Genomic DNA, 20,630 nt, shown 5'->3' with positions numbered 1-20,630 from the left:
CTAATTCCTGTCTATATGTCTCACGTGTCCGGCATTTTGGCGGACACATAGTATTTGTATCTTCCACGATGCTTATAACAGCGGGTTATTCAAATGACCCGATTCAAATCAGCAACAAATTCTCGATTAAGGAATTGGATAACTCAACAATGGAAATTTTTCCTTGTACCCTGGTCTTCGTCGATGTCGACGCAACCGCCAGTCCCAATAGCACGAGTAAAGATCCGCTGTCCTACGCCCGTCAGGCACTTTGTTTAAACAAGACCCTGCTTCATGCAGGCATGCCCAGGCTTAACGTCTTCACGAATGCACCGGACGCGGTCAACGCATGCTTTTCCCTTGTGCCGGAAGAGCGGCGTCCGCTTGTGCACGAACTGATCACCAGCGTCAACGTTCCAAGGAACACGGAGTTCTACGCGGCGCACTTCAAGCTCGACCTGCTTGAACAGGTGGCCGGCCTGCTCGCACCCGATATGTTGCTGTTGCTGCTCGATTCGGACATTGTCGCCATCCGTCCCCTGGGCGATGGGTTGCTTCAACTCTGTGCCGATGCAGGAGTCGGCGCGTTCGACATATCGGATCAAGTGTTCCCAGCTTATGGAAGCGCCAACGTCATTAAAGATCTCGAGATCGTGGCCGGCCGGCATCTGCTCAATCCGCGTTGGTATGGCGGGGAGTTCCTGCTCAGCACGAGCGCGTTCCTCAGGGAGTTGGTGCCTCGTGCTCGCGCGCACTGTGAACGGTATGTGGGGGAGATCGAGCGCCTGCAGCATCATGGCGATGAGTCGTTTGTCTCCGCCGCGCTCAATACTCTTGCCGACGAAGGGCAGCAGATCGTGGAACTGGGGGCGTACCAGGCGATCGGCCGGCACTGGACCGGCAACACGCATCGCGACCTTCGATGGTTCCAGCATTGCTGCTTCGTCCATTTGCCCGATGGCAAGGCGTTGATCGAACGCGAGGCGCGTTATCCCGGCTTTGACCCTAATCGCTTCTGGCGGACGGTGACGACGGCACATCTTCTCAATCGCGCGCGCTTTGGCATCAAGTTGTGTTTTGAGGCGACCTCGATCGCGCCGCAACTGCGCAAGATGATCGTGCCGGGCAAGCCGGCGTCGTCAGGTGACGAACCGGCTGCCGCACCGAATTCCGAGCCGGACTCGCCGGAGCCCGGTCCGTTCAGCGCGCTGCGCGTAAAGCGCCGCCTGAACGAAAAGAGCGACGAGCCCGTGTCCTGAGTTGACTAACGTAATGGCGCAAGAGGCAAACGCTTGCCGAGGCCGTCCATTTCAAGCCGCCGCGCCCGCCACGATCGATGCCGCAAGCAGCGCCTGCGTATAGGGATGCACGGGCGCTTGCAAAACGTCCATCGTGTCGCCCATCTCCACAATTCGCCCTGCCTTCATGACCGCCACCCTGTGCGCCATCGCGCGCATCACGGCAAGATCGTGCGTGATGAACAGATAACTCAGCGTGTATTTTTTCTGCAGTCGCGTGAGCAGGTTAAGCACCTGCTGCTGTATCGATACATCGAGCGCGCTCGTGGGTTCATCGAGCACCAGCAGTTCCGGCTCGACCGCGAGCGCCCGGGCAATGGCTATACGTTGGCGCTGACCACCGGAAAATTCGTGTGGATAACGCGGCAGGACATCGGCGGGCATTCCCACTTCGTCGAGCAACGCCACCACGCGTTGGCGACGCGCCGCGGCCGTCACCTCCGGCCGATGCAATGCGATCCCCTCGCCCACGATCTGCTCGATCGTCATGCGCGGCGACAATGATCCGTAGGGATCCTGAAATACCACTTGCAGCCGTGCCGATACGCTGCGCCGCGAGTTCATGCTCTTGAGCGTGGACAAGGCCTGCCCATCGATATGGATCAGCCCTTCGGTCGGCCGCTGAAGACCGAGGATGGCAGCGGCAAGCGTGGACTTTCCTGATCCGGATTCGCCCACTATCCCGAGCGTTTCGCCGCGTCTCAATGTGATGCCGACGTCCTGCAAAGCGCGGAATGAAGACTTCGAAAAGGTGGACCGCCAGCCTTTCATCGAAATCCGGTAGTCCACCGACAAGCCCTGCACTTCGAGCAGCCGCCGCGCGTTCGAGGCGATCGGATCGATCGCGCGTTCAGGCTCGCTGTTGAGCAGGCGGCGCGTGTAAGGGTGCTGCGGATTGGCAAACAGTTCCGCGGTCGAATTGGTTTCCACCAGCACGCCCTTCTCCATCACCGCCACGCGTTGCGCAAAGCGCTTCACCAGGTTCAGGTCGTGCGTGATCAGCAGCACCGCCATGCCGCGCTCGGCCGCCTCCTGCTCCTGCAAGCCAATCAGCAGTTCCACTATCTGCTGGCGCACGGTCACGTCGAGGGCCGTGGTGGGTTCATCGGCGAGCAGCAAGCGCGGGCGGCATGCGAGCGCCATCGCGATCATCGCGCGTTGCCGCTGACCGCCGGAGAGCTGATGCGGGAAGCTGTCGATACGCCGTTCCGGTTCGGGAATACCGGTGCGCCGCAATAACTCAATACCGCGCTCGCGGGCCGCGTTGGGACGCAAACCTTCGTGCAGACGCAGGCTTTCCGCGATCTGCTTGCCGATAGTGAACAACGGATTGAGCGCGGTCATCGGTTCCTGGAAGACCATGGCGACGTCGCGGCCGCGAATGCCGCGCATTTCTTGCTCGGTCTTTTGCAGGAGATCGTCGCCGTCCAGCAGGATGCGCCCCGTCTGGCGAGCGTTGTCCGCAAGACCCAGAATGGACAGTGCCGTGACGCTCTTGCCCGATCCCGATTCGCCCACCAGCGCCACGCGTTCGCCACGCCCGATAGAAAGATTCAGGTCGCGTACGACGGTCTTGTCGCCGAAACCGATGGATAAACCGTCGAGTTGCAACAGAGGGACGCTCACTTCTGTGCCCCTCCGAATACGGAACCGCGCGTACGGGTATCGAGTGCGTTACGCAATGCGTCGCCCATGAAGGTCAGCAGCAGCAAGGTGACGACAAGGCCGCCGAACGCCGCGCCGGAGATCCACCATGCATCGAGATTGTTTTTTCCTTCGGCAAGCAACTCGCCCAGGCTAGGTGTCGGGGCGGGCACGCCAAGCCCCAGGAAGTCGAGGCTGGTCAGCGCGAGAATCGCCGCGCTCATGCGAAACGGCAGGAAGGTGATCACGGGAGTCAGGCTGTTGGGCAACACGTGACGCCACATGATCTGCCAGTTCGACAACCCCATGGTGCGAGCTGCGCGAACGTAGTCGAGCGAACGGTTGCGCAGGAATTCGGCGCGCACATAGTCCGACAGCGTGAGCCATCCGAACGCCGAGAGCAGGATGAACAGCAGCCACAAGGTCGGCTCGAAGATCGACGCGAAGATGATCAGCAGGTACAGGTCGGGCATCGAACTCCAGATCTCGATCAGGCGCTGGCCGATCAAGTCGGTGCGTCCGCCGTAAAAGCCCTGCACTGCGCCCGTCAGGACGCCCAGGAAGACGCCCGAGACGGTAAGTGCGAGCGCCATGAGCACAGAGAGCCGGAAGCCGTACAGCAGCCGCGAAAGGACGTCGCGGCCGAACTGGTCGGTCCCGATCCAGTTGGCGGCCGAGGGCGGCGCGGGGTTCGGCGTGGTCGCGAAATAGTCGACGGTGTCGTAGTGAAAATGATTAAGCGGATAGATCGCGAAATTACCCTTCGATTCCAGCCGGTCCCGAATATACGGGTCGAGATAGTTCGCCCGCGCCGGGAAATCGCCGCCGAATACTTTCTCCGAATAGTCCTTAACAATCGGGAAATAGTAGTGTCCCTCGTAGCGGATCAATAGCGGCTTGTCGTTCGCCAGCACTTCGCCCAGCAGGCTGATGACAAACAACGCCACGAAAACAATCGTGCTCCAGTAGCCCAGGCGCTGCGCCTTGAAACGCAACCATACGCGACGGCCGGGCGACTCGGACGGCGGGGGTGTTGCTATAGCGGCTTCGCCCATGATCGGATTCGCGCAGACGTTCATGCTCTCACCGGTCCAGCCGGTCGAACTGGATACGGGGGTCGACGAGGACATAACAAACGTCCGCAATAAGCTTGGTCACAAGACCAATCAGGGTGAACAGGTAAAGCGAACCGAGTACGACGGGATAGTCGCGCCGGATCACCGAGTCGTAGGAAAGCTGGCCCATGCCATCGAGTGAAAACAATGTCTCGATGAGCAGGTTGCCATTGAGGAACGCACCGACAAACGCTGCCGGCAGTCCGGTCAGGAGCGGAATCATCGCGTTGCGCAGTACGTGTTTCCACAAGACGTCGCGTTGCGGCGCACCTTTCGCGCGCGCGGTCAGCACGTATTGCCGGCTGATCTCTTCGAGGAACGTGTTCTTCGTGAGGATCGTGATAATCGCAAAGTTGCCGACCACCGCAGCGGTCACCGGCAACGCGATGTGCCACAGATAATCAAGTACCTTTCCCGCAACGCTGAGCTGGTCGAAGTCGTCGGAGGTAAGGCCGCGCATGGGGAACACCTGCCACAACGTACCGCCGCCAAACAACATCAGCAGCAGCACGCCCAGCACGAAACCGGGAATGGCGTAACCGGTCAGCACCAGCACGCTCGTGGCGGTATCGAAGCGGGAGCCGTTTCGAACGGCCTTCGAAATCCCCAGCGGCACCGCAATGAGGTAGGTCAGCAGCACGGTCCAGAGTCCCAGCGTGATGGACACCGGCAGCTTGGAACGGATCACCGCCCAGACGCTTTGATGCTGGTAGTACGACTGACCAAGATCGAAACTCGCGTAGTTCCTGAGCATGCTCGCGTAGCGCACGAGCGGCGGCTTGTCGAAGCCGAACTGCTTCTTGAGTTGCTCGACCTGCTGCGGGTCGACACCCTGGCTGCCGTGATAGCCGCCGGCCCCGCCCGCCTCGCCGCGACTCCCGCCATGGCGCATCTGGGTCAGAATCTGCTCGACCGGTCCACCTGGCACGAACTGCGTCACGAAGAACGTCAGCGTGACCACGCCGATCAGCGTGGGGATCATCAGCAACAGGCGTCTGAGGATATAAGCGGCCATGGCAATCTCAGTGTGTTGAAGCAGCCGTAGTGGCACCGGACGGCGCCTTCACGAACCAGTAGTCGACCAGCCAGTCCTCAGCAAGGTACGAAAGCGGCGAGACCCGGGGAAAGCCCATTCGCGCCCTGTACCCCACCCGCGTATTCGGCGAGTAGTACTCCGGCACCATGTAGTACCCGTTGATCAAGATGCGATCGAGCGCGCGCGTGGCCGTCTCCAGATCGCCGAGTGTCTGCGCTTTTAACGCAGCGTCGATCATTGCGTCGGCGGCTTTCGAACGGACCCCCGGGAAATTCTCCGAGCCCGGCTGCGAGGCTGCCGCGCTGCCGAAACGGCGCGTCAATTCGCCGCCCGGAATAGTGACCGGTGCGTAGATATACGTAGTCATGTCGAAGTCGAACGCGTCCATGCGTTTCTCGTACAACGCGCTGTCGAGTTCTCGCAGATGCGCCTGCACACCGAGTGTCTGCAACTGCTGGATGTAGGGCAAGACGACCCCGTCCATGCCGGGTTGGTCGTCCATGATCTCGATGGTCATCGGCGTGCCGCTGGCGTTGCGCAATGCCCCGTCACGGTACTGCCAGCCTGCTTCGTTCAGCAGCGTCTGGGCTTCCCTTAAATTGGCGCGCAACGAATGCGGTGGCACGGTGTCCGGCTGCTTCAGCATCGGGCCGAACACGGAGGCGGGAAGCGTCGCCCGGTAGGGTTCGAGCAACTTCACCTCTTTCGCATCCGGCACGCCAGTCGCACCGAATGGGGAGTCCTGGAAGTAACTTCCCGTGCGGCGATATTGACCGTAGAACGCCAGCCGGTTCAGCCAGTCGTAGTCAAAAGCGAGCGTCAGCGCCCGACGCACGCGAGCGTCCGAGAACACCGGCTTGCGGGTATTGAAAATCAGGCCCTGCATCTGCGCCGGGCCATCGGGGAACTCGCCTTTTTTGAGCGACCCATTGCTGAAGTTCTTGCCGACGTACTTGCGCGCCCAGGTCGATGATGAATACTCTGCACGCAGATCGGTGTGGCCCGCCTTGAAATCTTCCAGCGACGTGTAGTGATCGGTGAACAGCCGGAACGTGATGCGCTGGAAGCGGTACATGCCGCGTCGCGACGGCAGGTCGGCGGCCCAGTAATCCGGGTTGCGCCTGTAAGTGATCTGCTTGTCGTTCTTGCGCTGTTCGATCAGGTAAGGACCGCTTGCCACCGGCGGCACATCCGATATCTGGTCGAACGGCGGCCGCGAGCCGTCCGCTTTCATGCCCCACTTCGGCGAGAAAACCGGCAGGTCACCCGCGATCAGCGGCGCATCGCGGCGCGCTTCCCTGAAGTCGAAGCGCACCGTCAAGCGATCGACCACGGTCGCGCGGCTGATGTTGGCGAACTGCGAGTTGTAGATCGGCGAGACCTGATGGCCGGCCAACGTGTCGTATGAATACTTCACATCGGCGGCCGTGATCGGGTCGCCATTGGAAAAACGCGCCTTCGGATTGATATGGAACGTGGCCGACTTGCCGTCCGGAGCCACCTCCACGTCGTCCGCAATCACTGGATACTCCGACGCCAGTTCGTCCCAGCTTCGCTGCATCAGCGTGTCGAACATCAGGTTCTTCAGGTCGGGCGCCGGTGCGCCGCGGACCAGGAAGGGATTCATCGAATCGTAGCTTTGCAGTTCATCGTAGTTCTGGAAATTCATGTCGCCGTTAGCCGGCGCGTCCGGGTCCGCATAATCGAAGTGCGTGAAGTTCGCCGGATACTTCGGTTCATCGTATTGCGCGATCGACGGCCTCGCGAACGCTTGCGATGCAACGAGCAGTGCCGCAAACCCCAGCGTGGCGCAGTTTCTGATGCAGCCTCTATTCATCGTCCCTTGCCGCCGCTGTCTTGACCGGGAACTGCGCGTCACCCATATTCGCTGCGATAAACACACCTATCGGCGTTGGCCGATGTTTCGAATGTACCGGCGCCCACAGCGCGCCTTTCAGGGGATGATACGGTTCGTTCATAACAAGCCTGGAGAATGAAATGGGCGCGTGCGTCCGGATGAAAACGCGCCGTGGGACCCTTGCCCCGCGCAAGTCGAGCGGCCGGGGCAAGCACCGCACCGCGCTCAATGCTTGATGATGTACATGTCTTCGCTGCGGTAGTGATCCATCGGGTTTTTCGTGGAATAGCCGCCCACGTAACTCTTGACCAACCGCACCAGCGTGTATTGCAGCAGCGGCAGCATCGGATAATCCTCCATTGCCACCTTGGCCGCTTCGGTCTGCAACCGCTGGCGCGTGGCCGGGTCGGTGGAATTGGACGCCTCGTGCATCAACGCATCGGCTTTGGGGTTGCACGCCTGGTTGTCGTTCTGCTCGGAACCGCATTGAACCAGCGTGAGGAACGTGCTTGCGTCGTTGTAATCCGCCACCCAGCCATTGCGTGCGATCTGGTAGTCGCCGTCGTGCCGCTTCTTGAGCAACACCTTGAATTCCATCGCCTGGATTTCAGTATCCAGGCCTAGTTTCGTCTTCCATTCGGAAGCCGCGAAGATCGCCATCTTCTTGTGATACTCACTCGTGTTGGTGACGAACTGCAACTTGGTGCCAGGTTTCACGCCTGCCTCGGCCAGCAGCTTTTTCGCTTCGTCCACGCGCTTCGCCATGGGCCACGAGGCCCAGTCGTACGCGCTGACGTCAGCGCCCTTCACGCCCTTCACGATCACGCCATACGCCGGGATCTGGCCGTCAGCGGTCACACGCTGCGCGAGAATGTCCCGGTCGATGACCATGGACAGCGCCTGGCGCACACGTACGTCCTTCAGTAGCGGGTCTTTGTTGTTGAACGAGTAATAGCGCAAACCGAGCATGGGCGCCGCACGCATCTCGTTCGGGTACTGCTCTTTGTAGCGGGCATAGGTGCCTGAGGGAAGCTGGTTCACCCAGTCGTCACCGCCGGACTTGTACAGATCCACGTCTGTGTTTTCGTCCTCCACCGGCAGGTATGTGACCTGGTTCAATTGCACGTAAGCAGCATTCCAGTACTGCGGGTTCTTTTGCAGCACAAGGCGGTTGTTCACCTGCCAGTCCTTCAGCATGAACGCGCCATTGCTGACCAGCTTGCCGGGTTTAGTCCAGTCGCGGCCGTACTTTTCGACGGCCGCCTTGTTCACCGGCCCAAGGTTCGTATTCGACATCAGGTCAGGCAGGAACGGCACCGGATAGGGCGTCCTGATTTCGACCGTGTACGGGTCGGGTGCGCTTACGCCAAGCGACGCCACCGGTTTCTTGCCCGCGACAATGTCTGTTCCGTTAAGGAGGAACATGCCGTAGGTGGTCGCGTACGGCGAAGCCGTTTTTGGATCGACGAGACGCTGGCATCCGTAGACAAAGTCAGCGGCGACAACCGGGTCGCCGTTGGACCACTTCGCATTCCTTCGCAAATGAAAGACCCACGTAGTGGGATCCTTCATTTCCCACTTTTCCGCGACGCCGGGGACGGTCTCACCGTCTGCGCGCGTCGCGGTCAACCCTTCAAACAGATCGCGCGCGACGGTATTGGCCGGCACCGATTCCGCCACGTTCGGATCAAGCGTCTCCACTTCCGTGCCGTTGTTGCGCACCAGTTCCTGCTTCGCGGCGAGTTGCACGCCAGGAGGAATGATCGCTGCCTGCGCGGCGCCGGCGAGCATGAAGCCGCCCAGAACAAGTGCCGCGGATGCACAGCGAAGACGGATTGAAGGATAAGGACGTGGCGCGAAAAACATCTGGAAACTCCTGGTATTCGTGACTTCCGCGCTCGGCTTTGACTGCGGCCTTGAGCACGTCATGCGATGAGGCGTCGAACGATCGATGTTTGAATAGCAATGTTTGAATCACGATGTTTGAATCGAATGGTCCGGGATTCCGAAAACGAGGTTGCTCCAGCGCCGCATGACACGCGCCGGAGCAACCGTTCCATCAGTCAAACAAACTACAGCGACATCAGAACTTGTACGTTGCGCCGACCTGCGCGAAGCGGCCAATGTTCGTGTATATCGACTGGTCATAGCCATTCTGATCCAGCGTGCCATTTGCAAAGATCGGATCGTACGGCGGCGCACGGTTGAAGATGTTGTCGATGCCGCCGAAGACCGTCCAGTGCTTGAAGCCCGTGTACGTCATCATCAGGTTGAACTGGCTGTACGATCCCACGTGGGATGGCCCGGCGGCGACCAGATTCTGCGCATACGGGCCCGTGAACTGCCACGTCAACGCTGCGTCAAACTTGTTGTACGCCCAGTCCAGGGTGGTGTTGCCTTTCCAGCGCGGGAAGCTGCCGCCGAACGGCTGTGTGAGGGTGTAGTCGTTACCCGCACCATTCACCGGCGCCTGACCCGGCGAGCCGAGCTTGAAGCTGTTCACGTATGCCCAGTCAGCAGACAGGGTGAACGTTCCGGTCTTCGTCGGCAGCGACTGGCGGAACGTGCCTTCGAAACCGTTCGTATCCAGATAGCCGAGGTTCTGGTACGGGATGACCTTGTACAGGAGATCGCCCGTGACCGGGTCGGTGACAACCTGCGAAGGCGAGCCCTGGCCGATCACGTTATCGACACGAATCTTGTACCAGTCCAGGCCGATATCGGTCGTACGAGTAGGCGACAACTGGAAGCCGATGCTGAGGTTTTTCGTACGCTCCGCCTTCAGGTCCGGATTACCCTCCGTGATCGACGTGTAGTTCTGGCCGGTGGTCTGGTCAACCTGAATACCCATCGTTTGCGAGTTGCTGTTCTCAACGAACGTCGGCGCACGGAAGCCACGGTTGTACGAGGTGTACATCGTGAGTGCCTGAACCGGCTGATAGCGCAACGCGAAACGCGGCGAGAACGCACCACCGACATCGCTGTAGTGGTCGTAACGGCCCGACTGGCTGAACGTCAGCGCGCGGACAATAGGAATGTCCACCTGGTAGTACACGGCAGCCACGTTGCGCTGGCCGTTCACCGTCTGAAGATTCGGGCTGATGACCTGGCCCTGCTCGAATGCCGCACCCGGGTTCATCACTTCACTCTGGTGAGTGAACTGTGCACCGAAGCCGAGACCCACATCACCCGCCGGCAGACTGAAGAGGTGTGGCGTGGACAGCGTCGCGTCAACGGTATCGAGCTTGGAGATAGCCAGGTTGTTCGCATCCTGGTACAACCCGTTGAGGCCGTTCGGCGTAGCCGCGGGATTCGAGAAATCGAACGTCCCGTTCTGGTAAATATTGGTCAGTGCCGCGGTGTTGAGCTGGTTCGTATAAGTGTTCGAAACCGTGCTTTGCGAGTGACTGACCGACGTCGCCCAATCCCACTCGCCGTTCGGCAGGTTGAACGAGCCCTTGATGCCCGTGGAGGCGCGCCAGTAGGTCGAATACGTGTCTTCCGCTACTGCGCCCGGGAACGCATACGTGAGCGGCGTGGCTGCCCCGAACGGGTTGTACGGATTACTCGCCGGCACAGTGAAGTTGAACGGCGAAAGCAGCTTGGTCTGCGGATTCCACACGAGCGCGGGGACCTGCGGATTGCCGATAACGTTGTTCCACAGACCGTCGTTCGTCGTGGTCTTGTTGCTGCTGATCAGGAAGTCGCCAAACGCCGTCGTCTCATCGTTGATCTTGAAATCAGCGTGAAGCTTCGCGTTCAAACGCTCGGTCATCGGCGCGATAGACGTGCTTTCTGCGGAGTTGTAGCCGCAGATCGTGCCCGGCAAACCTGCCGTCAGCGAGTTCGTGCCTGCGGGATGCACCGCACCGCCGTTCGCACAGCCGCTCAATGCCTGCGCGCTGCCGTCGGGCATATTCCAGTATGACGGCGCGAGCAACGAATGGCCGCCCGGATTATTGGTGAAATCCTGACCGCTTGTCGCATCGCGGTCGGCCAGCGTGAAGCCGTTCGACTTGTAGTAACTTGCCGCGGCCGTCACGTTGAAGCGATCGGCGTTGAGATCGCCAAAGCCGGCGAGCACGCCGAATTTGGTCGTGCCCGCGCCGCCGCCCTGGCTGATGGCGCTGCCGTAGCTGCCGTCGAGTTGCAGGCCCTGGAAGTCATGCTTCGTGATGATGTTGACCACGCCCGCGATGGCGTCTGAACCGTATTGCGACACGGCACCTGTCTTCACGATTTCGATGCGGTCAATGGAGTTCAACGGCAGCGTATTCAAGTCGAAGAACGAGTCGACGCTGTTCGAGAAGAACGCGAAAGGCGCAACACGCTGTCCATCCACCAACACGAGCGTGTACTTTTCACTGAGACCGCGCAGAGCAATACCCGCAGCGCCTGCGGCAAAGTTGCCGGACTGGCCTTCGCCCCAGCTATTAGCCGAGTTAGCTGAAGTCGTGCGCAGATAATCGGCGACGGTCGTGGCGCCGCTGTTCTGGATGTCTTTCTGCGTTACCGTCTGAACCGCATTGAAGCCGACCTTGTCGGCGCTGCGGATCAGCGACCCGGTCACTTCGAATTTCTTGATTTGCTGGACACCCTTGTCAGCAGTCGGTGTCGCGGTGTTGTTGTCCGCGGACGGTGTTGCAGCGGTGCCCGATGCGGGCGCCGCCGCTACCGCCGGCGTGCTTTCCGTTGTCGTTGCGCCCGCAGCCGTACCCGCGGTGGCCGGCTGGCTTTGCGCAAACGCAGGTACGGCGATTGCGGCTGACAATGCTAGCTCAGCCCAGACTATTCTTTTGATGGCCAGCGCCAATGCCCGTTGTTTCATTTTTCCCCTTCTCGCTCGTCAGTAAGGCACAGCTGTGTGTGAAGAGAGGTCTTGTGGACCTCTCCACTCGATATACGGCGTTCTTGCGCCGCGCTCCGTTAAAGCTGACCCGCGCTTCCACTGCCAGGCAAACGGCCAAAAACGCACCAAATTGCAAATACAGACAGAAAGACGGGACACTTCAAATGCTTCAATATCGGACTACTTATCTACTGCAAAACGACATGCGCAGCGCTTTCTAATTGTTTTAACTTCGACTACTTTGCGTGATGGACCGGGCAACGCCCTTTCATCAGATCAAGCTTACATAAAACCATTCGCAATCCTTACTAACACATTCGCGAGTGCTTTTAACGAAAGCACGGAACAGGATCACCTAGAACAATCTTGGCGTTCCCACCCATACAATCACCGCTTCTTCGCGAGCCGTATTGCACCAGGCGTGAGGCACGGTAGACTCGTAATGCGCGGTGTCACCTGCCTGCAATACGAACGTTGTACCTTCTAACGTGAGCGATATCTGGCCGCTCATCACGTACAAGAACTCTTCCCCTGCATGTGTCGTGACTTCCGATGGGTTCTGTCCCACCGGCATCCTGACGAGAATCGCTTCCAGCATGCCGCCGACCGACAAGTTGGTCAGCCGTCCAAAAAGATTCGCAGTTCCGTCGAACCCGAAGTATTCCAGCTCACTCCCTCTACGCACCGACTTGTCTTCGGTTGGCGTGTCAACGAAGTACTGCACTGTGACGCCTAGCGCTCGCGCAATGCCAACCAGCGATGTAATGGAAGGCGTTGCATGACCTCGTTCCACCTGCGATAAAAAGGGCTTGGAAATCCCCGCACTCGTCGCCACTTCATCCAGCGTGCGCTTGAACCGTTGGCGAAGCGCGCGAATTTTGCTACCTATGGAAACTGCGATCTGTGCCTTGTTATCGAGTGGCAAAACCATAGCAAGACAGAATCCCGTGGTCAAAATTAGTTTGTATACCAAACTATGTTTTATTGGACGCAACATCCTCCCTAAGACATGCGCCATATGCCCGGTTAGCTGCCGCGATGCGTGGTGCAATCAATGCGATCATCGGGACACTTCGCACTTGCCTAAAACCGGAAGTTGGTTGCATACGCAACCAACTTCCTCTACTTCTCCTGTCAAGGACCTGCGTTCCATACGGCGAGCATGTCCCGCGCGGGTCAGCGCACGGATAGCCCGGCGACACCTCACGCGATGGGACATGTTGGAACCGGGATGCCGTTACTTCGACGCCACCAGCACCCACAATCGGGCGAGGTCGGCCGAACCGTCGGAGCCTTTCACCGCACGGAAGGTTTGCACTGCCCGGGCTTTGTCGCCTGCGACGTAGTAGGCCACGCCGAGATGCAGTTGCGCCTGGTCAGGGTGATCGATCCCACCCTTCGCGATCGCCGCCTCCATTGCTGCAAGACCCTGCTTGGTTTGCCCCGCGAAGACCTGGTTGAAGCCGACGTCGACCGGCGCTACAGGGTTCGCCGCATCAGCCGGCGCTTGTGCCCGCTTCGCGGCGAGTGCCTGCAAGCGCTTTTCGCGATCCGCTTGTGCATCGTGGCCCAGAACGCCCGAGGCGAAGCCCTGATCGATCACCTGCTTGCCCTCGGCCGTGGTACCCGCCACGATCGCGAGCTGGGTCATCTCCATGTAATCGTCGGCGGTAGTGAGTGATCCGGTCGCGCGACGCAGCCGATACGTGTCGACATCGAGCGACGACGAATAGCCCGGCTTCGCGCGGATCGATTGAAACAGGTCATCCCAGTAAGACTGCTTCGGGTGATAGGCGACCAGTTTTTCGAGCGTGCTGCGATATGTGGTGTCATCTTTTACACGCTGCGCGCACGTGCCGAGCAGTTGCAGTTGCGACTCGTCGGGCGCATGGCCGGCACGCACTTGTGCATCGACCCCAGGTTTGAGCAGGCTCACCACATTGCCGCAATCGTTCGACAGGTAGTAGGACTGGACGAGCAGAGTGCGCATATCGGGATCGTTGCCGCCCGACTTCTGATAGCGCTGCGCGACCTTGATAGCCTGTGCGTAGTTCTTTTGCTCGAAGTAGATGCCTGCAAGCGCCGCCGTGGTGCGTTGTTCGTCGGCACCGGTGAGGCGCCCTGAACTCAGCAACGTTTCGTAGGCTTGAGCCGCTACACCATTGTCGCCTGCCGCCGCAGCAGCCGCGCCGCGCATCTCTTCGACCATATAGCTTTCGTACGGCGTCTTGCCCGGCACGGCAGCCGCCTGATCGATCTTCGTCAATGCGTCCTTGTACTTGTGCGCGCGATACAGGTCTTGTGCGGCATTCAGCGGCTTCGACACATCCGGGCGCAAGGTGTCCGCGGCATGAGACGTGACCGGCAGCACGACAAGCGCGGACAGTCCTCCAATAGCGGCCGCCATGACGGCGCGTTTGAAGCGTTGATGGATCGTTAGCATTCCACTTCCCTATTGCATGTACTGCTCATTGCCGATGAGGCCGATCTTCGTCGCGCCCAGTCGTTGAGCGGACGCCATCACCGCCGCGACGTCCTTATACGGCACCAGCTTGTTAGGCCGCAGATGGATTTCCGCCTGCACCGGTTCAGCGGCCACCTGTGCGAGCCTGGATTCGAGTGCAGCACGATCCGGCACCGGCTGGCCGTTCCAGGTCGTGGTGCCGTCGAAGTCGATATCGATCTGCACCACTTCCGGCTGCGTGATTGGCGGCGGCGGATTGCCGATCGGCAAGTTCATCTTGATGGCGTGCGTCTGGATCGGGATCGTGATGATCAGCATGATCAGCAACACCAGCATCACGTCGATCAGTGGCGTGGTGTTGATATCGACCATCACTTCCGGCTCAGCGTTGCCACCGCCCGACGATACGTTCATTCCCATGGTCTTCTCCGGTGTCGATCGGAGTTGGCGCTTTAGCGCCTTACTCCGATCCCATGCAAGGCTGTCGACCGGACTTTGTGCTTTAGCGCTTAGTCCAGTCCCGTGCAAAGCTAGCCGCCGCGCGCAGGCGGCTCAGTAATAAACGACACCTTGGCGATACCGGCGCGTTCGCACTCGGTAATGACCCGGCCGATGAATTCATAACGCGCGCTCTGGTCACCACGAACGTGCACTTCCGGTTGCGGCGTCATGACCGACACGGTCTTCAGACGTGCCAGCAGCGTCGGCCCATCCACCTGCTTCTCGTTCCAGAAGAAATCGCCGTCGCGGTTGACTGCAATGACGATACTTTTAGGCGTGGTCTGCAGCGGCTGGATCGTCTCCTTCGGCAGTTGCAAAGGTATCGTATGCGTCACCACCGGAATCGTGATCAGAAAGATGATCAGCAGGACCAGCATCACATCGACGAGCGGTGTGGTGTTGATACTTGAGATGACCTCGTCGTCATCATCTTGCCCAACGCTCATAGCCATGACGAACTCCGCTTATTGGGCCAGCGCTGCTTCGCGAGCCGTAGCACGCGCCGAGCGGCGGCTGCCAGCGAGCAGGACGGTGTGCAGTTGTACGCCGAACGCACGAACCCGCTCCATCACCGACTTGTTGCGGCGAACCAGGAAGTTGTAGCCGAGCACGGCCGGCACGGCCACGGCGAGACCGATCGCAGTCATGATCAGCGCTTCACCCACCGGGCCCGCGACCTTGTCGATCGAAGCCTGGCCGGCGATACCGATTGCCGTCAGCGCGTGATAAATCCCCCACACCGTTCCGAACAGACCGACGAACGGCGCTGTCGAGCCGACTGTGCCGAGGAAAGCCAGACCGTCTTGCAGACGATTCGATACGTTGGTGATGGCACGGTCAACCGAGGCGTCGATCCACGTATTGCGGTCGACGGCTTCAAGCAGCGCTTCGTTATGGTGTTCACCCGCCTCGATGGCTGTTTCCGCGATGAAGCGGAAAGGCGAAGCTTCGTCGAGCAGCTTCGCGCCTTCGGCTAGCGACGGCGCGGTCCACAGCTGTTCGTCGGCGCTCTTCGCACGACGGTTTGCACGGAACTGTTCGACGAACTTGGTGACCATGATGTACCAGCTGCCCATTGACATGAGCACCAGCAGAATCAGCACGAAGCGTGCAACGAAGTCACCGTTCTTCCAGAGCGCGCCGAGACCGTATGGGTTGTTGACTGTTTCAGACGTAGCCGGCTGGGGCGGCGGCACGGCGTCGTCCGTGGCCGAGCCGGCCGTTTGCGGTGCTGCGGTGGCAGCGGCGGTAGCCGACGCGGTCGCGTCGCTAGCCTGCGCGTGTGCCATATGCGGTGCCACAAAGGTATCCACCGTGGTTACGGCGAACAACAGGGTTGCCGCCAATGCGGCGAGAGTACGCTTTTTCATGCCTGCTCCAAGTTCATTAGTACAACTTCTAAACCAAGACTGATAAATCGCTGCCGGTACCGAACAGTCTGTGGGTTTCAGTTCAGGTTAAACGAGAACGGAACTTGCACACGGACAGGTTGGCCTTGGGAAACGCACGTAAACTGCTTGACTGCGTTGAAGGCTGCGCGATCTAGTGAGGAATCTTCCGCAGACTTGGCAACACGTTCATTCGTAATATGGCCCTGCGCGTCGACTACGAATTCAATCAGCACATCACCCGTCACGTTGTTCTCCTGCGCTTCCTTCGGGTAACGAATCGACGAACGAATCTGATCCGAGTTCGGACATACGACCCCGACTTCAACGCTCACGGGCTTGCTCGGCGCGGGCGGCGCCGGCGGTGCGGGCGGCGCCACGGCGGGTGCCGACACGACCGGCGCGGCCTGGTGCGTGATGGTCGGCTGGGGCGGCGTTTGCACTTGCACTTCCGGCGGCGGCACGAACGGCGGCGGCGGCGGTGCGAACTTCGGCGGCGGCAATTGCACGGTAGGCAACGGCGGCGGAGGCGGCGGCTTCACCGGCTCGATGATTTTCGTCTCGATAGGATGCTGGATGACCTGTACGACCTTGGTGGCAAGGCCGTTGATGAGTGCATAGATCAACACGACGTGCAGGAGCAGAACAACTGCGATTCCGCCGAAGCGGCGTACTGGGTTTTGCTGCTTGCGCCCAAACTCACGTGGGCGTCCTGGCCTCTCCATACGGGCCGCTGCTGCCGGAAATTGCCCTTCGACTTTCGTACCCACCTTTACTCCTCCGGCGTGAACCGTCCATTTCTGTAACTGCAGTGCGCTTACATACGACAACCAACGTCCACCTCGGGCAACCGCTTCCTTCGCTCCGACCCTTGATTTGCAGTCCGAATTTATGCTACAGCGGTCAAATCTGATGCGTTGACACGGATACGGCTGTGAGATGCCCCGGAATTTCATTCCCGCTGGGCGATCATCAAACTGGAACTACGACAAATAAAATTCGACTCGCTCTTTTCGGTCTGGCATTAACACCTGGAGAGAACTTGAACGAAGCGCGCTACGGCTTCTGAACTTTTTGCGCGATTGTCACCGCGCGTTGATTGTCACCGGCGTTTCATGGGATGCGAAGATAACAGGACAAAAAATGCACGGTCAAACTTTATTTGATGACAGCAGACCAAGTTTAGAGAAAACACTCTAACTAATGCTGGCCTCGCGCTGCACTTGCGCCGCTTTAAAAGAAGAAGCGAATGTTTGAACGGATACAAGCGCGCGTTTGGCGGCTCGCTAATTGGGATGCAGCCGCCATTGCGGCTTTCCATAACACGCCATGAACTGTCGACGGATAGCGAATAGCGCATGGCGCAAAAGCCCGCTGGGCGGGCCTTCGCGACCATTTCGCGGCACCCGGGGGGCGAATCGCGAACGGTACGTCTAACGTGATGATCGAGCGCTGACTAGAGGCTAACGGTCAAAGCGAGAAAATAAAAATGAAGAGAGACAATTTTTGACAATATTTAGCGGTATTTACGACACTCTAAATGCGTATTTGAATTACGTCATTTATTAAATTACAAAAACATTCTAAATTATTACATATAGCCAACGAGGTTGATAATAGTCTGCTTTAGTTTGCAGGACGCTCGGTAATTAGTTCTCATGGAACTAACGTGAGCTAATACATAACATCTTGTTATAGCGCATAATAAATCCGCACTCTTCTGGAGTTTATATTTTGTGTCTCATAACATCCTGTTATATAGCATAATAAATCCGCACTTCCTGGGTATTGGAAGTTAAGCCATGTTGAATGGGAAACTTCTGTTATCTGAATGAAACCGCTTGAGACTTCCGGTTGTCTACTGGCCAGTCTGCATGTCACCTGCTACGGCCATCAGCTTGCGGACGCGGGGACCGGGAACCTGATGGGCTCATTTGACCGGCTGCGTTGTAACAGGTGGCCGGTGAACGCAATATCGCGGCGACCTACCGACAGGTCAACATACCTATCATCCGCGACCAGATGATCGGCCAGACATTCGTTAAGATTACTAATTTATTTAAGCGGTGCTTCGCACTTCCGTTACCCGCCTATCTCGATGTTGAGGATGCACATCCGATCCGCTCGACCAAGCGGGATCATGCCGGCGACAATGGCACTGTATTCCAGCGCCTTCGGCGCAAGCTTCTCGCCCTGGAAGGCCAACACGGACGTGGCCTGGAATTATCGGAAGCTCGCGACGGACCTCTACTCCCAACACACGGGCCCAGATTCGAACTTTGCAGCAGGCGCTATTGGCGTGACTGGTTACCGTCCGGGCGCGGCGTCGTATTGCCAGCTCAACCTGACCGTGGCTTATACATGCCATTCCAGCGTGCGATCTTGATCTCCGCTGTTATCCGCCACATCCAAGTCAGATTCGGACAAGTACCACGAACAAAGCCCCATGTAGCGTGATGCGGGCGCGGAGAAGTGTCGCCGATATACATCAATGCGGTCTACAAAACATACCGGGGTACTAACTTCTGAATTAATTGCACTATTCTTATACGAACGATCCGGCCGCATCACGAGTCGGCGTCGACACCTGCCCGAGGGGTTCGGCATGAACCTGTTATCTTTTCGCACGCCTGTCCTTTACGCGGCTTGTCATCGCTGCGGCAACGCGCTGACGCACGGAGAAGATGAATGCCCGCATTGCGGCACGAATCAGTCCCGGGCATTGCGTGCACCGAACTCCGTCGACTTCAACAACAGTAACGTCATGATGATGCCCGGCCGCATGCTCGTGCCGTATCCGAGCGTGCCCGAGGAAGTCGACGCGGCAATGAATATCGCGCGGCAACGCGCCCGCGTCGTCCGCCGCGTGGCGTTCGGTGTGGCGAGCGGCGGACTGCTCGCCGTCGCGCTGGCGCTGACTTACGCGCCCGGCCTGAGATCGCCTGTGGTTCAGCGGCTTGCTGCACTGCCGGAACCGGCGAGGACACCCGCGTTCGTTCCGATGGCAACTGACAATGTAGCGAAAGCCGCCGCACCGGCAAGCACAACGACGGTCGTTGCGGCAGCAAAGCCGGCGAACCCGGTCTCGGTGAGCGTAGCCAAGACCCCGGCGGTGAACCTGGCTACGCTGCCTGTGGCGACCTATGCGGCGGCCCCGGCACCGACGCAAACCCCGACACCCGCCCCGACACCCGCCCCAACACCCGCCCCAACACCGGCCCCAACGCCGGCCCCGACGCTCGCACCGGCACCGAATCCAGCGACCGAGATGATCGCGTCGATCAGGAACAAGGTGACAACTGCCGTTGCGGCCTTGCGGGCGGAGATTTCAACGCTCGCGATGAGCCCGGCGACGGGACCCGCTACAAGGGCGACACCGAGCGCACCGGCCACGATAACCGCAACGGCGAACGAGACGCACGCGCCAGGCCCGGTGGCGGCAACCGCATCGAAGAGTCCGACCAACGCGGCAGTGGCCACGCTCACGCCGGATGACTCACCGCCTCCAGCAGCCCCTCCAGCGCCCGTCACGCTCGCGCAGAACACGGCTACACCGCCATTGACGGGCTCGACAAACACCTCGAACCCAGCGCCTGTCATCACCGCTGCGGCGCCGCTTGCCGCCTTACCGCCCGTGCCCAGCCCTGGCGCCGTCGCCGATGTCCCCATCGCCAGCCATGCGCCTCAGCCGTCCACGCAAAAGGAACAGGAACTGCCGAAGCTGTCGTTGCCCCCCGTCTCGCCGGTCATCGCCACTGAGCGTCCGCCGTTGGGCAGCCCCGGCGAAAGCCTCTACTTCGCCCGCCTCGCACTAGTCACCAACGACCTGAACGCGGCGCGAAAGAACCTCGCCAACGTGCCCGAGAACCAGCTCAATAGCCCCGACGTCCAGCGGGTCCGCGATGACCTCGCCCAACGTGAAGCGGCCCGCGACACCGCCATGCGGCACGCCCGCGCATGCGACCAATCGGCTTCATGGCGATGCGCACGGCGTTATGCAAAGGACGCGCTTGCTATCGACTCGAGCTACACCGGCTCGCGCGTCTTCCTCAGGCATGTGGCCATCAAGATTGCCGAAGCGAAGAAAGCTGCCGAAGACGCGGCGGTTCAGACAGCCGCCATCGCGCAACGCGGCCCGATGCACCCGGCACCGATCCGCGAGGCCGTCGCCATCCCGCGCACGGCTGCGATTGCGAGCACGAGCAGCGCTCCGACCACTACCGGCGCGCCGCACCTGTTCGCGAACCCGGCCACGACGCGTGCGCCGCGCGAAACTCACATAACGCATGAGGCGCGCGAGACGCATGTACAGCAGGAAGTACGTGAACCTGTCGTGGCATTCCAGCCGGTTCGGAATGCGGACACGGAACCGTCAGAGTCAAAGCCTCCAGACAACGGTGCACCCATTCGCCCGCCCGGTCGCGGCGAAGCGCATTGAAGCGCATCGAGGTTCGTTCGACCGGAGGCCACTCCGCGTCGACGCCTCGCTGCACATCAC

15 protein-coding genes are annotated in these 20,630 nt (G+C 59.7%); 3 read left to right on the top strand and 12 right to left on the bottom strand.

Annotated elements, in window-relative coordinates; translation table 11 throughout:
* Positions 1-149: 149 nt before the first annotated feature.
* Positions 150-1,238 (top strand): hypothetical protein, encoded by a 1,089-nt coding sequence (locus tag HB376_RS03780; RefSeq protein WP_213762085.1) that lies wholly within the window; start codon positions 150-152, stop codon positions 1,236-1,238.
* Positions 1,239-1,289: 51 nt separating this feature from the next.
* Here HB376_RS03780 and HB376_RS03775 read toward each other — a convergent pair whose 3' ends face one another.
* The 12 genes from HB376_RS03775 to HB376_RS03720 form a co-directional block, all read right to left on the bottom strand.
* The gene (locus HB376_RS03775; RefSeq protein ID WP_346730431.1) at positions 1,290-2,903 is read right to left on the bottom strand and encodes a dipeptide ABC transporter ATP-binding protein; all 1,614 of its coding nucleotides are present in this window, start codon (positions 2,901-2,903) and stop codon (positions 1,290-1,292) included.
* The gene (locus HB376_RS03770) at positions 2,900-4,051 is read right to left on the bottom strand and encodes an ABC transporter permease (protein WP_213762084.1); all 1,152 of its coding nucleotides are present in this window, start codon (positions 4,049-4,051) and stop codon (positions 2,900-2,902) included. The genes HB376_RS03775 and HB376_RS03770 overlap by 4 nt, the downstream gene beginning before the upstream one ends.
* The gene (locus HB376_RS03765; protein ID WP_213762083.1) at positions 4,005-5,051 is read right to left on the bottom strand and encodes an ABC transporter permease subunit; all 1,047 of its coding nucleotides are present in this window, start codon (positions 5,049-5,051) and stop codon (positions 4,005-4,007) included. The genes HB376_RS03770 and HB376_RS03765 overlap by 47 nt, the downstream gene beginning before the upstream one ends.
* A 7-nt stretch (positions 5,052-5,058) precedes the next feature.
* A complete protein-coding gene (locus HB376_RS03760; RefSeq protein ID WP_213762082.1) occupies positions 5,059-6,909 on the bottom strand; it encodes an extracellular solute-binding protein in 1,851 nt (616 codons plus the stop codon).
* Between the two features lie 246 nt (positions 6,910-7,155).
* The gene (locus HB376_RS03755; protein WP_213762081.1) at positions 7,156-8,796 is read right to left on the bottom strand and encodes a peptide ABC transporter substrate-binding protein; all 1,641 of its coding nucleotides are present in this window, start codon (positions 8,794-8,796) and stop codon (positions 7,156-7,158) included.
* A gap of 217 nt (positions 8,797-9,013) precedes the next feature.
* Positions 9,014-11,758, bottom strand: a complete 2,745-nt coding sequence (locus HB376_RS03750; protein WP_213762080.1) for a TonB-dependent receptor — start codon at positions 11,756-11,758, stop codon at positions 9,014-9,016.
* Positions 11,759-12,134: 376 nt separating this feature from the next.
* Positions 12,135-12,710, bottom strand: a complete 576-nt coding sequence (locus HB376_RS03745) for a cupin domain-containing protein (RefSeq protein ID WP_213762079.1) — start codon at positions 12,708-12,710, stop codon at positions 12,135-12,137.
* Positions 12,711-13,016: 306 nt separating this feature from the next.
* Complete coding sequence (locus tag HB376_RS03740) at positions 13,017-14,222, bottom strand: tetratricopeptide repeat protein (protein ID WP_213762078.1); 1,206 nt, start codon at positions 14,220-14,222, stop codon at positions 13,017-13,019.
* A 9-nt stretch (positions 14,223-14,231) separates the two neighbouring features.
* Positions 14,232-14,663 carry a biopolymer transporter ExbD gene (locus tag HB376_RS03735; protein WP_213762077.1) on the bottom strand — a complete coding sequence of 144 codons (432 nt, stop codon included), beginning with the start codon at positions 14,661-14,663 and terminating at the stop codon, positions 14,232-14,234.
* 110 nt (positions 14,664-14,773) lie between these two features.
* Positions 14,774-15,196, bottom strand: coding sequence for a biopolymer transporter ExbD (locus tag HB376_RS03730; RefSeq protein WP_213762076.1), 423 nt, complete (start codon positions 15,194-15,196; stop codon positions 14,774-14,776).
* 12 nt (positions 15,197-15,208) lie between these two features.
* Positions 15,209-16,114, bottom strand: coding sequence for a MotA/TolQ/ExbB proton channel family protein (locus HB376_RS03725; protein WP_213762075.1), 906 nt, complete (start codon positions 16,112-16,114; stop codon positions 15,209-15,211).
* Positions 16,115-16,191: 77 nt separating this feature from the next.
* Complete coding sequence (locus HB376_RS03720) at positions 16,192-16,857, bottom strand: energy transducer TonB (RefSeq protein WP_213762280.1); 666 nt, start codon at positions 16,855-16,857, stop codon at positions 16,192-16,194.
* A 1,415-nt stretch (positions 16,858-18,272) separates the two neighbouring features.
* On the opposite strand from HB376_RS03720, the gene HB376_RS03715 reads away from it, so the two are divergent.
* Positions 18,273-18,518 (top strand): hypothetical protein, encoded by a 246-nt coding sequence (locus HB376_RS03715; RefSeq protein ID WP_213762074.1) that lies wholly within the window; start codon positions 18,273-18,275, stop codon positions 18,516-18,518.
* A gap of 219 nt (positions 18,519-18,737) precedes the next feature.
* Positions 18,738-20,570, top strand: a complete 1,833-nt coding sequence (locus tag HB376_RS03710; protein WP_213762073.1) for a hypothetical protein — start codon at positions 18,738-18,740, stop codon at positions 20,568-20,570.
* Positions 20,571-20,630: the final 60 nt, after the last annotated feature.

The organism is Caballeronia sp. dw_19, assembly GCF_018449515.1.
Classification (GTDB): Bacteria; Pseudomonadota; Gammaproteobacteria; order Burkholderiales; family Burkholderiaceae; genus Caballeronia.
This window is presented reverse-complemented; position numbering and strand designations above follow the sequence as displayed.

Excerpts from the sequence above, each read along its gene's own strand:
- HB376_RS03780 (WP_213762085.1), top strand. The coding sequence starts at position 150 with ATGGAAATTTTTCCTTGTACCCTGGTCTTCGTCGATGTCGACGCAACC.
- HB376_RS03770 (WP_213762084.1), bottom strand. The coding sequence starts at position 4,051 with ATGTCCTCGTCGACCCCCGTATCCAGTTCGACCGGCTGGACCGGTGAG.
- HB376_RS03765 (WP_213762083.1), bottom strand. The coding sequence starts at position 5,051 with ATGGCCGCTTATATCCTCAGACGCCTGTTGCTGATGATCCCCACGCTG.
- HB376_RS03760 (WP_213762082.1), bottom strand. The coding sequence starts at position 6,909 with ATGAATAGAGGCTGCATCAGAAACTGCGCCACGCTGGGGTTTGCGGCA.
- HB376_RS03755 (WP_213762081.1), bottom strand. The coding sequence starts at position 8,796 with ATGTTTTTCGCGCCACGTCCTTATCCTTCAATCCGTCTTCGCTGTGCA.
- HB376_RS03750 (WP_213762080.1), bottom strand. The coding sequence starts at position 11,758 with ATGAAACAACGGGCATTGGCGCTGGCCATCAAAAGAATAGTCTGGGCT.
- HB376_RS03745 (WP_213762079.1), bottom strand. The coding sequence starts at position 12,710 with ATGGTTTTGCCACTCGATAACAAGGCACAGATCGCAGTTTCCATAGGT.
- HB376_RS03740 (WP_213762078.1), bottom strand. The coding sequence starts at position 14,222 with ATGCTAACGATCCATCAACGCTTCAAACGCGCCGTCATGGCGGCCGCT.
- HB376_RS03735 (WP_213762077.1), bottom strand. The coding sequence starts at position 14,663 with ATGGGAATGAACGTATCGTCGGGCGGTGGCAACGCTGAGCCGGAAGTG.
- HB376_RS03730 (WP_213762076.1), bottom strand. The coding sequence starts at position 15,196 with ATGGCTATGAGCGTTGGGCAAGATGATGACGACGAGGTCATCTCAAGT.
- HB376_RS03725 (WP_213762075.1), bottom strand. The coding sequence starts at position 16,114 with ATGAAAAAGCGTACTCTCGCCGCATTGGCGGCAACCCTGTTGTTCGCC.
- HB376_RS03720 (WP_213762280.1), bottom strand. The coding sequence starts at position 16,857 with ATGGAGAGGCCAGGACGCCCACGTGAGTTTGGGCGCAAGCAGCAAAAC.
- HB376_RS03715 (WP_213762074.1), top strand. The coding sequence starts at position 18,273 with ATGCCGGCGACAATGGCACTGTATTCCAGCGCCTTCGGCGCAAGCTTC.
- HB376_RS03710 (WP_213762073.1), top strand. The coding sequence starts at position 18,738 with ATGAACCTGTTATCTTTTCGCACGCCTGTCCTTTACGCGGCTTGTCAT.